Source organism: Achromobacter sp. JD417 (genome assembly GCF_041879325.1).
GTDB lineage: Bacteria > Pseudomonadota > Gammaproteobacteria > Burkholderiales > Burkholderiaceae_B > Achromobacter > Achromobacter mucicolens.
Genome location: NZ_CP087159.1, coordinates 2,201,933 through 2,217,774, shown reverse-complemented (window position 1 = coordinate 2,217,774; position 15,842 = coordinate 2,201,933). Strand labels below are relative to the sequence as shown.

15 protein-coding genes are annotated in these 15,842 nt (G+C 60.6%); 6 read left to right on the top strand and 9 right to left on the bottom strand.

What is annotated here, in order from left to right; all coding sequences use genetic code 11:
• Positions 1–8: 8 nt before the first annotated feature.
• On the top strand, positions 9–1,133 hold the full coding sequence (mauJ, locus tag LN047_RS10195) for a methylamine utilization protein MauJ (RefSeq protein ID WP_373981675.1): 1,125 nt from the start codon (positions 9–11) through the stop codon (positions 1,131–1,133).
• Here the strand turns inward: mauJ and LN047_RS10190 are convergent.
• The gene (locus tag LN047_RS10190) at positions 1,107–1,691 is read right to left on the bottom strand and encodes a hypothetical protein (RefSeq protein WP_373981674.1); all 585 of its coding nucleotides are present in this window, start codon (positions 1,689–1,691) and stop codon (positions 1,107–1,109) included. The two genes, mauJ and LN047_RS10190, sit on opposite strands and share 27 nt — an antisense overlap.
• Positions 1,692–1,977: 286 nt before the next feature.
• Here LN047_RS10190 and LN047_RS10185 point away from each other — a divergent pair, with 286 nt between their 5' ends.
• Positions 1,978–2,700: a hypothetical protein gene (locus tag LN047_RS10185; protein ID WP_373981673.1), complete on the top strand. Its 723-nt coding sequence runs from the start codon at positions 1,978–1,980 to the stop codon at positions 2,698–2,700.
• A 150-nt stretch (positions 2,701–2,850) separates the two neighbouring features.
• The gene (locus LN047_RS10180) at positions 2,851–3,303 is read left to right on the top strand and encodes a VOC family protein (RefSeq protein WP_373981672.1); all 453 of its coding nucleotides are present in this window, start codon (positions 2,851–2,853) and stop codon (positions 3,301–3,303) included.
• Positions 3,304–3,657: 354 nt separating this feature from the next.
• Here the strand turns inward: LN047_RS10180 and LN047_RS10175 are convergent, their stop codons facing one another.
• From LN047_RS10175 to LN047_RS10155, 5 genes are all read right to left on the bottom strand, one after another.
• The gene (locus LN047_RS10175) at positions 3,658–4,836 is read right to left on the bottom strand and encodes a hypothetical protein (protein WP_373981671.1); all 1,179 of its coding nucleotides are present in this window, start codon (positions 4,834–4,836) and stop codon (positions 3,658–3,660) included.
• Positions 4,837–5,142: 306 nt separating this feature from the next.
• Complete coding sequence (locus tag LN047_RS10170; protein WP_373981670.1) at positions 5,143–6,402, bottom strand: putative Na+/H+ antiporter; 1,260 nt, start codon at positions 6,400–6,402, stop codon at positions 5,143–5,145.
• A 47-nt stretch (positions 6,403–6,449) separates the two neighbouring features.
• Positions 6,450–6,944, bottom strand: a complete 495-nt coding sequence (locus tag LN047_RS10165) for a hypothetical protein (protein WP_373981669.1) — start codon at positions 6,942–6,944, stop codon at positions 6,450–6,452.
• Positions 6,945–7,015: 71 nt separating this feature from the next.
• Positions 7,016–8,536 (bottom strand): tripartite tricarboxylate transporter permease, encoded by a 1,521-nt coding sequence (locus LN047_RS10160; RefSeq protein WP_280148704.1) that lies wholly within the window; start codon positions 8,534–8,536, stop codon positions 7,016–7,018.
• 3 nt (positions 8,537–8,539) lie between these two features.
• Positions 8,540–9,025, bottom strand: a complete 486-nt coding sequence (locus LN047_RS10155; RefSeq protein ID WP_223575234.1) for a tripartite tricarboxylate transporter TctB family protein — start codon at positions 9,023–9,025, stop codon at positions 8,540–8,542.
• A 343-nt stretch (positions 9,026–9,368) separates the two neighbouring features.
• Here LN047_RS10155 and LN047_RS10150 point away from each other — a divergent pair, with 343 nt between their 5' ends.
• Positions 9,369–10,754, top strand: a complete 1,386-nt coding sequence (locus tag LN047_RS10150) for a sensor histidine kinase (protein ID WP_373981668.1) — start codon at positions 9,369–9,371, stop codon at positions 10,752–10,754.
• Positions 10,751–12,061, top strand: coding sequence for a sigma-54-dependent transcriptional regulator (locus LN047_RS10145; RefSeq protein WP_373981667.1), 1,311 nt, complete (start codon positions 10,751–10,753; stop codon positions 12,059–12,061). Before LN047_RS10150 ends, LN047_RS10145 begins: the two co-directional genes overlap by 4 nt.
• On the opposite strand, the gene LN047_RS10140 is transcribed toward LN047_RS10145, so the two are convergent.
• The 3 genes from LN047_RS10140 to LN047_RS10130 are packed head-to-tail and all read right to left on the bottom strand — an operon-like array spanning position 12,026 to position 14,855.
• On the bottom strand, positions 12,026–13,216 hold the full coding sequence (locus LN047_RS10140) for a GGDEF domain-containing protein (RefSeq protein WP_373981666.1): 1,191 nt from the start codon (positions 13,214–13,216) through the stop codon (positions 12,026–12,028). The genes LN047_RS10145 and LN047_RS10140 overlap by 36 nt on opposite strands.
• Positions 13,217–13,269: 53 nt before the next feature.
• Positions 13,270–13,899 carry a class I SAM-dependent methyltransferase gene (locus tag LN047_RS10135; RefSeq protein ID WP_062842075.1) on the bottom strand — a complete coding sequence of 210 codons (630 nt, stop codon included), beginning with the start codon at positions 13,897–13,899 and terminating at the stop codon, positions 13,270–13,272.
• Positions 13,900–13,949: 50 nt separating this feature from the next.
• Positions 13,950–14,855, bottom strand: coding sequence for a LysR substrate-binding domain-containing protein (locus LN047_RS10130; RefSeq protein WP_373981665.1), 906 nt, complete (start codon positions 14,853–14,855; stop codon positions 13,950–13,952).
• Between the two features lie 107 nt (positions 14,856–14,962).
• On the opposite strand from LN047_RS10130, the gene LN047_RS10125 reads away from it, so the two are divergent.
• Complete coding sequence (locus tag LN047_RS10125) at positions 14,963–15,841, top strand: aldo/keto reductase family oxidoreductase (protein ID WP_373981664.1); 879 nt, start codon at positions 14,963–14,965, stop codon at positions 15,839–15,841.
• Position 15,842 lies beyond the last annotated feature (1 nt).

Below are 15,842 nucleotides of genomic sequence, written 5' to 3'. Positions count from 1 at the left end.
TTACGGTTATGTGCGACAGAGAGAACGTCGACGACGCGCTCTCGAAGATTTATCGATTCAGTTCGATTCTCGGATGGTATCAAGGCGGGTTTGTTGATGTAAGTGGATACGTGCACAGCAGCCACCCGATTCTCTACGGGGACCCGCATAATGTCTTTTCAAGCTTAGGCACGCTAACTGCGAAAAGCTTCAACTGTAACCACATGCCGATTGTGCGGGAGGAGCTTGCGCGCAAGGCTTTAGCGTTTTACCGCGAAGGAAGTCGTCTTCGCTACGTTCACGATAACTATTCCTTTTTGAGCTTTCACAAAGCTATCGAGTCGCAATTCGCGAATGGCAGGATTAAGGGGCGGTGGATTAACGCTAACCTCGACAATCTGACTGACGAGAGCGCAGTTGCACGAATCGCCGAGCTTCGGGCCAGTGGCCTAGATGTCGGCGATCATCTGTTTGAAAGCGGACGTTGCGCGGTCGCTCACGCAAGTTTGAACGGAGAGATTATCGATCCTGACGTGCCTGCGGACCGCCGCCGTATATCGAGCGACCTTTGCATCATGGAGGCACTCGCCCGGCATTACATTTCCCGCGAATTGCATATTGAGAACGAACGCGAGACCTATGCAACCCGGAACCGGTTGGGGCCGTGGCTGGAGATTATTCATGCAGAAACATTGACGTTGCTGGAAGCCGGCGGCACTACTAGAACACTTGGCGAGCTAGAAGGCCGACAAGTTTCTATTGGATTATGGCCTGACGGGCCCATAGCCGGGCTCGAAGCGATGACGATGCGCGTCGATGCATTCGGGGAGGGCGTAGTACGCGTCATTCTTCTTAACGACCGCATGACGATTGTCCTTCCATTCGTACTTGACTTCCGACACGGCCGCGTTCACATCCAACTCGACGAGGGCGGCCTTTGTGAGTCGCAGCAGAACCAGCCGAACGAAGCAGACGTTCGTGCCTATGCAACGTTCTTCTACCATGTGCTTGGCAACAGTGTTGTGGAATTGAAACTGGAACATAGAGAGCCAGTAGACTGCGAAGTTGTCATACCGGTAAACATCATTCCACCAAATCCTGAACAAGCGATCGAAGAGCAAGTTGAACTATTTAGAGCCCGAGCGCGCCCGTGAAGACATCTTTTGTGTCGTTTCGCTCATGAGACGGCGTAACAGGTCTCTCCCTTTCTGCTCAATTCGTTCGAGATCATCTACGGTCAACATCCTTATTTGTTCTTTGAATGAATCCAGCAGCGCACCGGTGTCATGATCAGTCTTGTGCGGCGCCTCGACGATGAAGGTTGCGAGCGCTGACACAGGCATGCGGTATACAACCTCGTATTCGGACTTGCGAGAGCCCCAGAGTCCGTGCGCAATTGCGTTCCGCTCTCTTGCGTAAGAAAGCACGTCCTTCATTAACTCGTCGAAGTCTTGGCGAAGAGACGCATCAAGCACCTCCTTGCCGACTCGCCTGACTGCCTCGACCCTGCTGCTGTTGTTCTTGAAGGTCTCGAGGATTGCCAGCGCCGCCCGATGGTCGTCGTGCATCATCAAACCCAGCAGGGCCGTTATAGAACTCTCGATTAGTGACCAGCTTGTAAAAATGCGGCCTAGTACGGCTGCGTGTATCGGCCGATCCACTAAGGCAAGTTCGCTAAAAGCAATCCCGTCAATTTCAATTCCAACCGGCATGGACCTCTCCAAATGCCCCCTCTTAACTAAAAACTGCGCGAGCGCGCGGTGTTTCATTCACGCGACGCGAGACCCCATCTTCAATCAAAAAAAGACCGTCTAGCCAACCTCGTTTGTCAACGGTCCGATCCACGCCGTCGATTGACCGCTACTGGCCGATTTTAGCCAAAGGCTGACGACTGAGCCTGACCTGAGATCTTCTGCGATGACTGCTCGCCTTCGAGCCAACGCCGCGGTGTCCAGAATATGTTACACAAGGTGATTGAGCAAACGATAAGTCACCTTCATGTACCACCCGAACCTCTGGTTTCCCCGGTTTCGCAACGACTTCATTCCGGCAATTCGAAGGGTCGAAGAAGTATTCCTGCAAAGACTTCAGCCAACTTTCTTTTCAATAGAGGCAGAAAGCGAAAAGCTTGAGAGTGATCTATGGCAGAAGGCAATGGCTCAACCTTACTATGGAGACTATTCTGACGAAGGCGAAATGGCAGAGTCTGTCAGAGACGCCGCAGTCTCACACTATCTGGGACTCAAGGGCATGGAGCAGGGGCTGTTGAATTGTTGCGCACTCTTTCTCTACCACCTGTACGAACAGCAGTTAATGCTCTTCCTGCGGCAGGAACTGCTGGACTGGCGAAAGAAAGACAACAAGAATCTCTATACACATGAGCAGGTACGCAGTCGTCTAAAGTTAGCCAACGTGGACATCACGAAATTCGGCGCTTGGCCAAAGCTTGAAGAGCTTCGGCACTTGGCCAACGCGATCAAACATGGGGAAGGTAAAAGCAGCGAAGAGCTATTGCGGGTTGCTCCTCATCTGTTCGAGTTGGCAGATCAGAGCAACGCCTGGCCTATCTCTGGACGTGTTTTCACCCCTTTACTTGGGGAAGATATCTGCGTCAGGCCGACTCACATCAATGAATACGCCGATTCGCTCGAGCAGTTCTGGTTAGAGTTAGGTGATGCATTGACCAAAAATTTTGAGTCGACCAACTCTTCTTTCTTCTGATTCACAGTCCGCTTTTGGCCGGCAGCTGCCTCTGCTCGATGTCTGGTGCCGACCCAGAATGGCCATTTTTTCAAGTAACTAAGACAGTCCAGGCCGAATTTTAGCTATCGCGAAACTTTGAGGCCTAGACTGTAATAACAGGATGCACTTATGAACGACCAAATCTCTACCGTATTGCGCACCGAGCATACCGGGCTGACAGTCGCGTCGATAGATGGCGTACTTGATTTCTGGACTGAAGTTCTCGGCTTTAAACTCATTTACCGCAAAGAGCTTGGCGGTGGGCACGCGATGGAACAAGTAGTCGGTGTGCCGGGGGCTTATTTAAGAAATGCTCTTCTAGAGGGCCCCGATGGATACAAAATTGAGCTGCTCGAGTACGACTCACCAGAAGACCGCTTGATTTTGAAGCAACGTCCATGTGATGTTGGCTCGGCTCATTTGACGTTTGCCGTGACCGATCTGCGCGCAATGCTAAATCGCATGCGCCCCTATGGATGGACGGCAACCGGCGAACCGCAAACCGCGCCTAGCGGAACAATCTTAGTCTATACCCGAGGACCTGACGGACACACTATTGAACTTATGCAGCATCCTGAGTGAACTACCTGTCAGTGAACACTTTATCTTGGTCACTATCTGCCGTCTCAATTGAGAACCAGTGGCGAGACAGCGGTGCGCGTATGTGCCAATCCGGCTCGTGAAATCTGAGCCGCTCAACCAAAATATGTTACCAAATTGATCGCCCGAAAGTGGCCGAGAGCGGACGTCACCGGCCTTCCGTACAGGTTATCCCCCACACTGCGATATCCTGCTGGGCTGCCCTGCCGGACAGATACCTGGCCGAACGCTGAACCCGCGCGTCCATTCGATCATGAACAAGCTCTCGGCTTGAACGCGCAGAATCTACGACTTCGTTTTTGTTTGCCGCCCGAATTAGTGCTTCGATTTGGCGAACTAGGCACGCCGCACGATGGCCGTGAATTCCCGCATGGGCCACATGGATCGCGCCTCATCCACCGTGATCGTGTGGTGCGTCGATTGACTCCTGTCGAGTGCATCGAACACCACACGGATATTCTTGCTCTGCTGTAGGTTGGTCGTAATGCCAAAGAATTCCTCGGGTTCCTGACCGTACTTGACAAACCAGATGTCCAACAACCGATGCGCCTGTTTATAGCCCGCCTTGTCCAGACTCGCCGCGAACACATCTGCACGAATAGTCATTTCCTGCGTGACGTTGTTGCGCAGATAAACGGCCATTGCGTCATCTTTGCGCAGGGTGGCTGGTAAGGTCTGCAACCAGCCAAGCTGGGAGAACAGATACGTCATGACCCGATCGGGTTTGATCGTGTTCAGGCCGAGATCCATCATGGTATGAAGCGCGGTCAGCGACCCGAGCTGCGTTTTGAACCGTTTGCGCACTTCGTCAAGCGCCTTGCGCTCCTGGACCCATTCCTCTCCCGTGAGATGGTGTCGGCTTAGCGTCCGTCCGCCGGTGTAATGCTCCAACGGCCGCAGCTTGCCGCTCGCGCGATGCCGATGCAGGAAATCGGCCACAGCCAGGAAGCGCTTCACCTTGACGACATTCGACGAGAATTTCAAGTTCGGATACTCGGTATCGTCCTTGGTGAGCAACTTCCAAACTTCAGGCGTCGTTTTCGCATTGGCAAAATGCGCGGCAGGATTCCAATCGGGCGCAACCTTGGACAGTTTGATCCACGCGTCCCTCTGAGCCTTGGTCTCCTGCCGCGCTTTCCACTCATCGGAAAATGCTTTCCACTCCGCTTCTTGGAAGACGTAAGCCTGAGGCGCGTAGTGATCCAGATCGCGAAACAGCGGAATTAGATCGCGCATGCTGTTGATTTCCGCCGTGGCGATCGACGCCTTTTTTCCGGCATAGACGATACGCGCCCACAACACCTGCCACAAACGGCGGTGATCGAGATCTGTCGAAATTGCGTCAGCGAGAACAGTTTTGACGGCTGCTTTCAATTTCGCTTTGTTCTCGAGGTGCGCTGCCGGGATCTCGGCAAGGGTGGACTCCTCGGTAACCGCACGCTGGATGGCCTCGAAGAACTTCGGCCCCAGGTTGTAAATTTCAGCATTGATCTCTGCGCTGGTGCGACTCATCATGGAAACCGTAACTTGTTTTGGATTAGGCGCTTGTCGATTGCGGAAGTCCGTACACCACCATGGTTTGCACGTCTCGAATTATGTCGACGACGATTGCGAGCTAATTTCAATAACGTCACAACGCGTGCGTTTCTTTAGGCCGGCTTTGCGGCTTCGCGCGTGATTGCCCGGAAGGTCCTACATCGGCATGACGCAGGTTCCTGCGTTAACGCGGCCTCCCTGACGAATGTCCTGCACTTGCGATTGCGTGAAATCGCGCAGACTCGTCCTTGCTCGGCATTGCTGGTGTGGATGGAGCGATGATGGTCAAAGAAAAAAGAGAAATGCAGCGGCAATCGCCGTGGGCACCAGCGCACCAGACAACAACCCAAGCATGCCGACCGCACCATTGGCGAAACCGCCTCGAAGCAACGCCACGCCCGCCGGATTGGGCGCGTTGGCGATGACGGTCAACCCGCCGCCAGCCACCGCGCCGGCCACCAGCATGTACTGCGCCTGGCCGGAAATTCCGTCAATGAGTGAACCCAGATAGGTCAGCGCGGCATTGTCCGTGATTGCGGTCAGCGCCAATGCGCCCACAAACAGCACGTTGGGTTCAAGCCCGCTCACGATGGGTTGCAACCACCATTGCTGCATGCCGCCCAACACGACCAGCCCTGCAAGAAAGAAGCCGACCAACAGCGCCTCCTTGATGATGAGCGGACTCTGACTGGCCTTGTAAGCCTGCGTGTAACCGATGAAAAACAGGAACAGCGCCAGGAAGATGATCGGGTGGTGCGCGGTAAACACGACCGCGGCCAAAAAGAACAGGTGCACGGCGATGACGACCGGCGACATTGGCGCCGCGGCTTTCCTGGCCGACAACACATCCCCAGAACGCAGGTAAGGACGCAGCAACAGGGTCACGAGGGTGGCGTTGACCAGCACGGCCAGCGCCGCCTTCCAGCCAAACGTGGTGAACATGAACGCGCTATCCCACCCCCACGTCGAGGCCACCATCAAAACGGGCGGCGCCGCATAGGACGTCAGCGTCCCGCCGATCGAGATGTTCACGAAGAGGACACCCAGCGCCAGATACTTCAGCCGCTCCGGCATGTCGCGATGGAAGACCTGCGGCGCCAGCATCATGGCCGCAATCGTCATGGCGGCCGGTTCGGTCACCAGGGATCCCGCCAACGGAACCAGCGCCAGGCACAACCACGCCTTGGCGGTCTGGTCCTGAACAGGCAGGGCCCGAGCCACGCGTTCCACAAGCCGCATCACCACCGTCAACACCGGCAACGAGGCCGCGATGACCATGACGACAAATACGAAAGCCGGTTCCGTGTAGTTGCGCGATTCGGCATACGCCAGCGCCGTGCTGCCCGAGGAGGCCAACGCCATCAGAATGAGCAGGATCGCCGCCCAAAATCCAAAAACGACTTCGACCTCACCCAAGAGATGCAGCAGACCGCCATGACGTTTGCTGCGATGCGCCAGGCGCAGGAAGATCGGCGCGGAAAAGGTGTGCAGCAAGGCAATCGCAAAAACGATGGCGGCGAGGATTTGCAGACCGGACTCTGTCACGTTGGCGTTCCTGTGTGAAATAGGGATGGGTGTTTGTGATCCGGCTGTCAGAACCGAGCGGACGAGACCCGCGCAACTTCCACCCAGAGGCGCGTCATGACGACATGCCTGACCAGGTCGAAAAGGTGCGCAGGCGCATTGGCGGGCACGAGAACACGCAGTATCAGTCCCTGCAAATCCACGCGCACGCACGGCTGAGATGCGGGCCGCCCGCGTTGGCGTGAAAGCGTTCGCAGGCGCACGCGGCTCTTTGAGGGCATGTCGATTTTCAGTACGGCGTCTTCCGGGGGCAGCACCGCGTGATGCAGCGCGTCGATTGTCGTGCAGACATAGACCGAACCCGGATCGGCCGCGTCATCCTGGATTTGCCGGTTCCATTCCTGAGAACCGACCAAGGTTGCCGTGGAGCCGCGCTTTGGAAGGTCAAAGCGCAAGTGGCTGAATTCAAGCAGTTCGATGAATTCCACAAAGGGAAGCTCGCGAACGACCGTCAGCGCCTGTCCGGCCTTGTTGGTGTCCTGACTCAGCCCCAGTTGCTTCATCACTCCCTCCTGTAAATAAAAAAAGGGGCCAGCCAGTGGCCCCCGAATATCGGCGCTTCGCCGCTTGGCGGTCAGGCGTTGGCCTGGACGCGCTCAAGCTCACGGACGCGCTTGCGATTGCGCACCGTCGAGAACACCAGCCAGGCGGCAAGCGCCAGGATCGCATAGACAAAGCCGGCGCTGATCGGACGATCAACGAAGACGCTCATGCTGCCGCGCGACAACAGCAACGCACGGCGGAAGTTCTCTTCGACCATCGGCCCCAGCACGAAACCCAGCAACAGCGGCGCGGGGGAAAACCGCAGCTTCAGGAACAGGTAGCCGACCAGGCCAAGCACCAGCACCATGCCCACGTCGAACAGGTTGTTGTTGGTGCTGTAGACGCCGACACACACGAAGAACAGCGCAGACGGGAAAAGATACTTGTAGGGAACCTTCAACAGTCTTGCCCACATGCCGATCAGCGGCAGGTTCATCACGACGAGCATGATGTTGCCGATCCAGAAGCTGGCAATCAGCCCCCAGAACAGGTCGGCGTGCTCGGTCACCATCTGCGGACCAGGCTGAATGCCATGGATGATCAGCGCGCCCAGCATCAGGGCCATCACCGAGTCGCCGGGAATGCCCAGGCTCATGGTGGGAATGAAGCTGGTCTGCGCGGCCGAGTTGTTGGCCGCTTCCGGACCCGCCACGCCTTCAATGGCGCCATTACCAAAGCGCTTGGGGGTCTTCGAAACGCGCTTTTCCACGGCATAGGACATGAACGACGCGATCGTCGCGCCCGTGCCAGGCAAGATGCCCAGGACGGCGCCGATGGCGCTGCCGCGTGCGACCGGCATGGCCGATTTCTTGATATCGCCGGGTTCCGGGCGCACCGACATCTTGGGGCCCGCGCCCACGGTGGTGGCCTTGCCAATGCGGTTGACGTTGGCAAAGAAGTCCGCAAGACCGAACAGGCCCATCGCCAGCGCCACCAGCGGGATGCCGTCGCTCAGTTCGATGACGCCGAAGCCGTAGCGGATGGTTCCCGTGTTGACGTCGGTGCCCACGACACCCAGCAGCAACCCGAGAAAGACCATTGCAATGCCCTTGATCGCCGAGCCCTTGGCCAGCGTTGCGCCGGCAAACAAGCCCAGCATCATCATCGAGAAATATTCCGCCGGGCCGAACTGGAAAGCAACCTCAACCAGCAGCGGCGAAAACAGGATCATGATGACGATGCCCACGCTGGCGCCGACGAAGGACGCCATGACCAGCATGAACAGGGCCGATCCTGACTTGCCCTGCCGGGCCAGGGGATTGCCGTCCAGGCAGGTCACCGCGTGTGACGGCGTACCGGGCAAATTCAGCAGAATGCAGGTGATGCCGCCGCCATACTGCGCGCCGTAATAAATGCCGGCCAGCATCATCAGTGCGGCCACCGGGGTCATCGCGTAGGTCAGCGGCAGCAGGATCGAGATGGCCGCCAGCACGCCCATGCCCGGCAGCACGCCGATCATGTTGCCCATGAAGACGCCAAACAGCGACCACAGCAGGTTTTCCCACTGCAACGCCACGGAAAAGCCATGTAATACGTTGTCGAATAGATCCATGATTCAACCCCAGCGCAGCATCGGGAACTGCAATTGCAGCGCCCAGGAAAACACCACCGCGCCAAAGACGGTCATCGCAAGCGCGAGGATGGCGGCGGACTTGACCGAGTTGGACGTATCGCCCAGCGCAGAGACGAACACCAGCGCGAAGGTGGCGGGCAGGAATCCCAGGTAACTGCCCAGGATGATGAACAGCGCGATGCCGCCCGCGATGCACGCCATGCCGCGCACGCGCTCACGCTGCGTTGGCTGGGGCAATTGCTCTTCCAACATCTCTTCCTGCACTTCATCAGGGTCGGGGCTAAGCGGGACCAGGATGCCCAGCGCCACCAGAAAGCAGCCGACCATCAGGGGAAAATAACCGGGGCCCATCCGGGCCAGTTCCCCGATGTTGTACGAGATCGCTTCAAGAATAGTCAGCGCGCCGCACAGGGCAATGAACGCCCCGCCCCATAAATCGCGCTTCCTGGAAAATATGGTGCTGCCCACGGCTTGCTCCCCTGTTTGTTGTCAAAAGATCCTGGCGCGCGGGATGTCGCGAGCCAAAGGAGGAGGCACTTTAAGAAGGACGCCTTGCAATTCGCTTTCACGGCTGGACACGCGAAATCCGGGTAAACCAGCAGCGGCGGCCGGCGACGTTCACGCTGGCGTGAATGAATGAACAGCCGTTCACACGACATGTTCACGAAAGTGAACAACGCCCGGCGATTTCTCACCGGATAGGCGGTTGGCACGGATCTTGTCGACGCGCCGCTCGCTTTCCATTGCTTGCAACTGCAATGCCCGAATCGTCCAAGGCATAATCGCCCTTTTCCGCCTGCTGGCGCCTCGCATGCTCCGATTGCCCCTTACTGCAAGAATTCCGCTTGCCGTCTCGTTGCTGTTTCTCGTGATATCCGCCGCGCTGATTTCCTTGGCGCTGCATGGCGTGTCACGCCAGTTCGACAGGCAGGTCGCCAATTTGGGACAGGTGTATCTGGACGGGCTGTCCGCGGCGATTCTTCCGGCCGTGCGCGCCGGCGACACCGCGCAGATGGACGACGTGCTCAACCGGGCACTGGATACGCACTTGGGCGTAGTCGATCGAACCCTTGCCGTGGTCACCGCCGATCGCCGCATCCTGGCCCACGTGGCCCGCTATCCCGAGGTCGAGCCGATTCCCCTGGCATCATTTGCGGACACCGCCGGCACGCTTGTCAGCCCGCGATCGGAAGGCGTGTGGACATGGCGCTTGCTGGACGACACGCGGCCCGGACTGGGAACCGTGGTGGCCAACCTTGATGTCAGTGATTTTCTTCGGCAACGGCAGGCGCTTGCCTGGGAACTGGGCCTGGTGGGATTGGCAATCAGCCTGATTGGCGCGGCGTTGTGCTTTGGCATGGCGCGACGGCTTCAACGCCCGATCATCTCCTTGACGGAAGCGCTGCGCGCCGGCCCGGAGAATCGCCTGCGCCCCATGCCGGTAAACACCACGGACCCCGAACTGCAGCAACTGCTGTCGGCCTACAACTGGATGATTGAAGGCGTGCTGGAACGCGAAGCGCTGACGCAACGCAGCGCCCGCATTGAGCGTGAGGCCGTGCTCGGAAGGATGTCGGCGGCGCTTGCTCACGAAGTGCGCAATCCGCTGGGCGGGCTGCGCACCGCCGTGCAGACGCTAAGGCAATTCGGCGACCGCAGCGACGTCCGCAGCGAGTCGCTCGGCTTCATCGAGCGCGGCGTCGAAACGCTGCAAGCCGTCGTGGACGCCAGCCTTCGCACCTTTCGGCCTGGCAATGCGCTGTTGCGTGAAGCGGATATCGCCGATATCCGCCTGATGGTGGGGGCACAAGCCAGCCGGGGCGGCGTGCGCGTGGAACTTCATTGCGAAGGCCTTCAGGAGCGGCGCCTCGCACTGCCCGCGGGCGCCGTCCGTCAGGTGTTGCTCAATCTGGTGCTCAACGCCATCCAGGCGTCGGCGCCGGGCGAACTGGTGCGCGTCTTCGCGCGTGCCCGCGGTGGCGCCCTGACGCTGCATGTGGCCGATGCCGGAAGAGGCTTGCCGCCCGCCGCACGACGCGCATTGACGGGATGCCAGACCGACGGCGATGGCATGGGGCTGGGCATTGTGGCCGATCTGATAAAGGCCATGCGAGGGGGGCTACGCGTCACGTCCCTTGCAAGCGGCACGCGCATTTCCGTGCGTCTGCCCTTTGGCATACAGGAACAAGCGCCTTGAACGACATACAGGTTTTGCTGATCGAAGACGACGAACTGCTGGGCGGCGCGTTGTTGCAGCGACTGCGGCTTGAAGGCATTTCCGCGCAGTGGGCGCAGAGCTGCGCGCAAGCGGTCGAACTGTTTCGCCGGACGCGCATGCGGCCGGCGTTCCTGTTGGCCGATATCCGGCTTCCCGACGGCTCCGGGGAAGATTTATACCGGCGCCTCATTCCCCACCTGGCCAGCACCACCGTGGTTTTTGCGACGGCGTATGGCGACATCGCGCAGGCGGTACGGCTGGTCGGGGCCGGCGCCAACGACTATCTGACCAAGCCCTACGACACCGATGCGCTGGTGGCGCGCATCCGGTCGGTCATCGCCGCGCAACCCGCCGGCCCACACGATGACGTCCTTGAAAACCCCTTCGCAATACACGACGAGACCTTCGCGGTGGCGCAGGAGCTTGAACGCCTTGCCGCCAGTTCGCTGCCAGTGCTCTTCGAAGGCGAGACGGGATCGGGCAAAGACCGTGCCGCCCGCTACATGCACACGCGCTCGCCTTACGCGGCGGGCCCTTTTGTCGCGGTCAATTGCGCCACATTGGCGACGGAGCTCGTGGAAAGCCTGTTGTTCGGACACGTGAAGGGCGCCTTCAGCGGCGCCGGCACCGCGCGCGAGGGCTTGTTTTCACAGGCCAGCGGCGGCACGCTTTATCTGGACGAAGTCGCTGAACTGACGCCCAGAGCGCAAGCCGTCTTGTTGGGCGTACTGGAAAACGGCCAATACCGGCCGCTGGGCGACGGCGCCGCAAGGCAAACGCATTGCCGGATTGTGTCCAGCACCAGTTCGGACCTGCAAGCCGCAATGACCCAAGGCACGTTTCGTCCCGATCTTTACTATCGGCTGACCGTAGCCAGCATTGCGGTGCCACCGCTACGGCAACGGCTGGGCGCATTGCCTGACTTGGCGCGCGCCTTGCTGGCGCAGCAGTCGCCCGCCGGGGCTGCGCTGTCATCCGACGCCCTGCAGGCCATATGCGACTACGCCTGGCCGGGCAACGTACGCGAACTGAAGAATCGCATCGCCCGCGCAGCGGTCATGACGGATGACACGACGGTAAAAAGCGGCGACATCTTTCCGGAAAGCAAGCTCGTGGAAACGCCGGACCTGGCCGCCACCCGGTTTGGCGCGGAACAGCGGGCAATCCAGCAGGCCATTGCGGAGTCGGGTGGCCATATGGGCCAGGCCGCGAAACTCCTCGGCATTTCGCGCACGACGCTATGGAAGAAGCTACGCGCCGCTCGGGGCGAGGACGCCGGGAGTTGAAAGGTCCACCTCCACCCGGTTCCGCCCGCCCGCCTTCCCGCGATAGAGCGCCGCATCGGCCTCGCGCAGCGCTTCCTCCAGCGCATCCGCCCCATCAAACCGTGACGACACGCCGATCGTCACGGTGCAGCGCAGCCGCTCGTTCGCGCCGGTGACACGGATCGGCTGGCTCTCGATGCTGGCCCGCAGCCGCTCTGCCAGCGCCATCACATCGGCCACTTCCGATTCGAGCAGAATGGCGACAAACTCCTCTCCCCCGATCCGGCCGGTCAGATCCCCCCGGCGCACGCCCGCACGCAGCAACCCCGCCACATGGCAGATCACCTCGTCCCCGGCCTGGTGGCCGTAGGTGTCGTTGATGCGCTTGAAGTGATCGACGTCTAACACCAGCAAATACGCCGGCTTTGCATTGCGCCCATTGAAATACTGGACGAGCGCATCCGAGAGCCCGCGCCTGTTGAGCAGATCCGTCATCGGATCCCGCGCCGCCATATTCCGCAGGCTGTCCGTCAAGCGGCGCAGCACCAGCCAGACAATCGACGGCGGCACGATCGTGGCGAGGGTGGACATATAGATGTAGAAAATCATCTGGAAGCGGCTGTCCATGTGCAGCGCATCCAGGCCGCCTTCCATGATTTTCAGGAACTTCAACGCGTTCAGCACGCAGATCCCGCCAATCAGGCACGCGAAGAAGATCATTTCCGCGCGCAAGTCCTTGGCGAAGGTTCGTGTACCGCATAGCACCGTGACCGACATCGCAAAGAAAAGCAGCGTGGCCGACGCGGCGAGCATGGCGTAACGGGCTTCCGGGCCCATCTGCCATTGCACCCACCACTGCGCCATGCCGTACGCGAGGCAGAATGCCGCCAGCGGCTGCCACAAGCGGACCTGATGTCCGAAGAACCGCATGGCGCCCAGCAGATAGGCGATTGGGGCGGCCAGCGTGAGGCAGTGGTTGACGACGCTCATGAGGCTCCACGCGGGGCCGCCTTCGATGAGTTGAAGAATGTAGGCGGCCGCCAGCAGCAGGTTGCCGACGGCAAAGAAGTCCATCCCCATCCTGTTGCCAGGCAGACGACGGCTGATAAGCAGAAACATGCCGGAAAAGCACAGCAGGTGTGCGCACAGCATGCCGACGAGCGTGGAGGCAACCATGAGAGAGACGTCAAGAAAGGAAGCGGATTTCCAGCACCGGCGTGAAGCCGGCGCTAATCGCGCCGCCGCCAGACGCTTGCCAGCCACGGCTGCTGCTCGCGCGGCAGCCCATCGGGCCGGTAGTAATGCTCCAGCTCCTCGAAGCCGGCGGCCTGCATCAGCGCCCGCCAGCCTTCAAGATCGTGATACGCACCATAGCGCCCGCGATTCCAGCCTTCCTGGTTGCCGCCCCGCGGATTGGAGCTGAACAACACGCCGCGCGGGCGCAGCGTCGCATGGAGCTCGCGCAGCACGCGGGGCAGTTCCTGCCCCGGCACATGGAACAGCACGGCGTTGGCGAAGATGCCGTCAAAGCGCGCCGCGGGCAGTTGAAGCTGCAGGAAATCCTGCTCCCAGACCTCGCAACCGCTTGCCGCGCGGGCCATTTGCACAAAACGCGGCGTGCCGTCCAGGCCGACGGGCCGGTGCCCCATCGCCAGGAACGTCTTCAGGTCACGGCCCGGTCCGCACCCGAGATCCAGGATGTCGAAGGGAGGCTCGCCGTCGATGTGACGCAGCAAGGCGGCGATGTTCTGGCTGACGTCGTGGTCCTGCGTGCCGGCCTGGAACGAATCGGCGTTCTCTTCGTAATGGGCGAGCGTCAGGGACGTAATCTTGGCGAGGTCTTCGGGATCCAGGTGCATGGGGCGATTGTGCATCAAACGGCGCAGGCCGGCGAGACCGAGCGCACCTTTCAGGAAATCGGCTGCGCCTTGATGAAGTCGATCAGCGCCTTGAGCGGCGAAGGCACGAGCCGGCGGCCGGAGTAATACAGAAACGGTCCCGAGAACTGCGGCCACCAGGGTTCCAGCACGGGTTCCAGCGCGCCGCTTTCGAAGTGCGGGCGCAGCCAGTCTTCGAACAGATACATGACACCGGCGCCCGCGATGGCCGCATCCACGGCCAGGTCGACCGCGCCGCCGATCTGCACGACCAGCGGACCCGACGCGTCGATGCGCACCGATTCCCCGTCCCGCTGGAACTCCCACGGCGGCATCGACCCGCTGGGAAACCGGCCGCGCAGGCAGGCGTGCTGCATCAGGGCTTCGGGATGAGCGGGCCGCCCGTGCCGGTCCAGGTAGGCGGGCGAAGCGCCGGCCGCAAAGCGCTGCACGCGCGGGCCGATGGGCACGGCGATCATGTCCTGTTCCAGCCGGTCGTCGTAGCGGATGCCGGCGTCGCACCCGGCGGCCAGCACGTCGACGAAGCTCTCTTCGGCCACGACTTCCAGGCGGATGTCGGGATAGGCGGCCAGGAAGGCCGGCACGATGGACGGCAGCACGAGCCGCGCGGCGCTGAGCGGCACATTGAGCCTGAGCGTGCCGGCAGGCTTGTCGCGAAACACGTTGACGGCGTCCAGCGCCGCCTCCACTTCCGTCAGCGCGGGCGCCAGCCGGGCCAGCAGTTCCTGGCCGGCCTGCGTCAGCGCGACCGAGCGCGTGGTGCGGTTAAAGAGCCGCACCCCTAGTTGCGCCTCAAGGCGGCGCACGGTGTCGCTTAACCGCGAGGCGCTGGTGCCGGCCGTGCGGGCCGCTTCGCGAAAGCCTTGCGCGCGCGCCACCGCGACGAAGGCGTTGAGGTCATCGAGGTCGGTCGCCATTGTTCATTTTTCCGTACAAGCCGTTCGGATTGTATTGGCTTATCAGGCGGCGCCGGAAGTTCTATCGTTTGGCCCATGCCTCCCTTTCACCGAAAACAGGATCAGACATGACTCAACTTGCAGACAGCGGCACCTACGCGCTCGGCTCGCGCCAGGTTTATCGGCTTGGCTACGGCGCCATGCAGCTTGCAGGCCCCGGCGTCTATGGGCCGCCCAAGGATCGCGACGCCGCGCTGGCCGTCCTGCGCGAGGCCGTGGCCGCGGGCGTCAACCACATCGACACCAGCGATTTCTACGGCCCGCACATCACCAACAAGCTGATTCGCGAGGCACTGGCCCCCTATTCCGATGACCTGGTGATCGTGACCAAGGTGGGCGCGGTTCGCGGCGACGATGCGTCCTGGAATCCCGCGTTCTCGGCCGAACAGCTGACCCGCGCGGTGCACGACAACCTGCGCAACCTGGGTCGCGACGTGCTGGACGTGGTCAACCTGCGCGCCATGTTCGACGTGCATGGTCCGGCGGAAGGCTCCATCGAGGAACCGCTGTCCGTGTTGGCCGGCCTGCAGCAGCAAGGGCTGATCCGGCATATCGGGCTGAGCAACGTGACGCCCGCGCAGGTGGCGCAGGGGCGCGGCATCTGCGAGATCGTGTGCGTGCAGAACCAGTACAACGTCGCGCACCGGGGCGACGACGCGCTGATCGACGACCTGGCGCGCGAAGGCATTCCTTATGTGCCGTTCTTTCCGTTGGGCGGCTTCAGCCCATTGCAGTCGTCCATCCTGAACGACGCCGCGGCGCGGATCGGCGCGACGCCGATGCAGACGGCGCTGGCCTGGCTGCTGCGCCGATCGCCCAACATCCTGCTGATTCCCGGGACGTCGTCCCCGAAGCACCTGCGCGAAAACCTGGCAGCCGCGTCGCTGCAATTGCCGGACGACGTGGCCAAGGGCCTGGACGGGATCGCGGCCAGCAAGACGGCTTAAA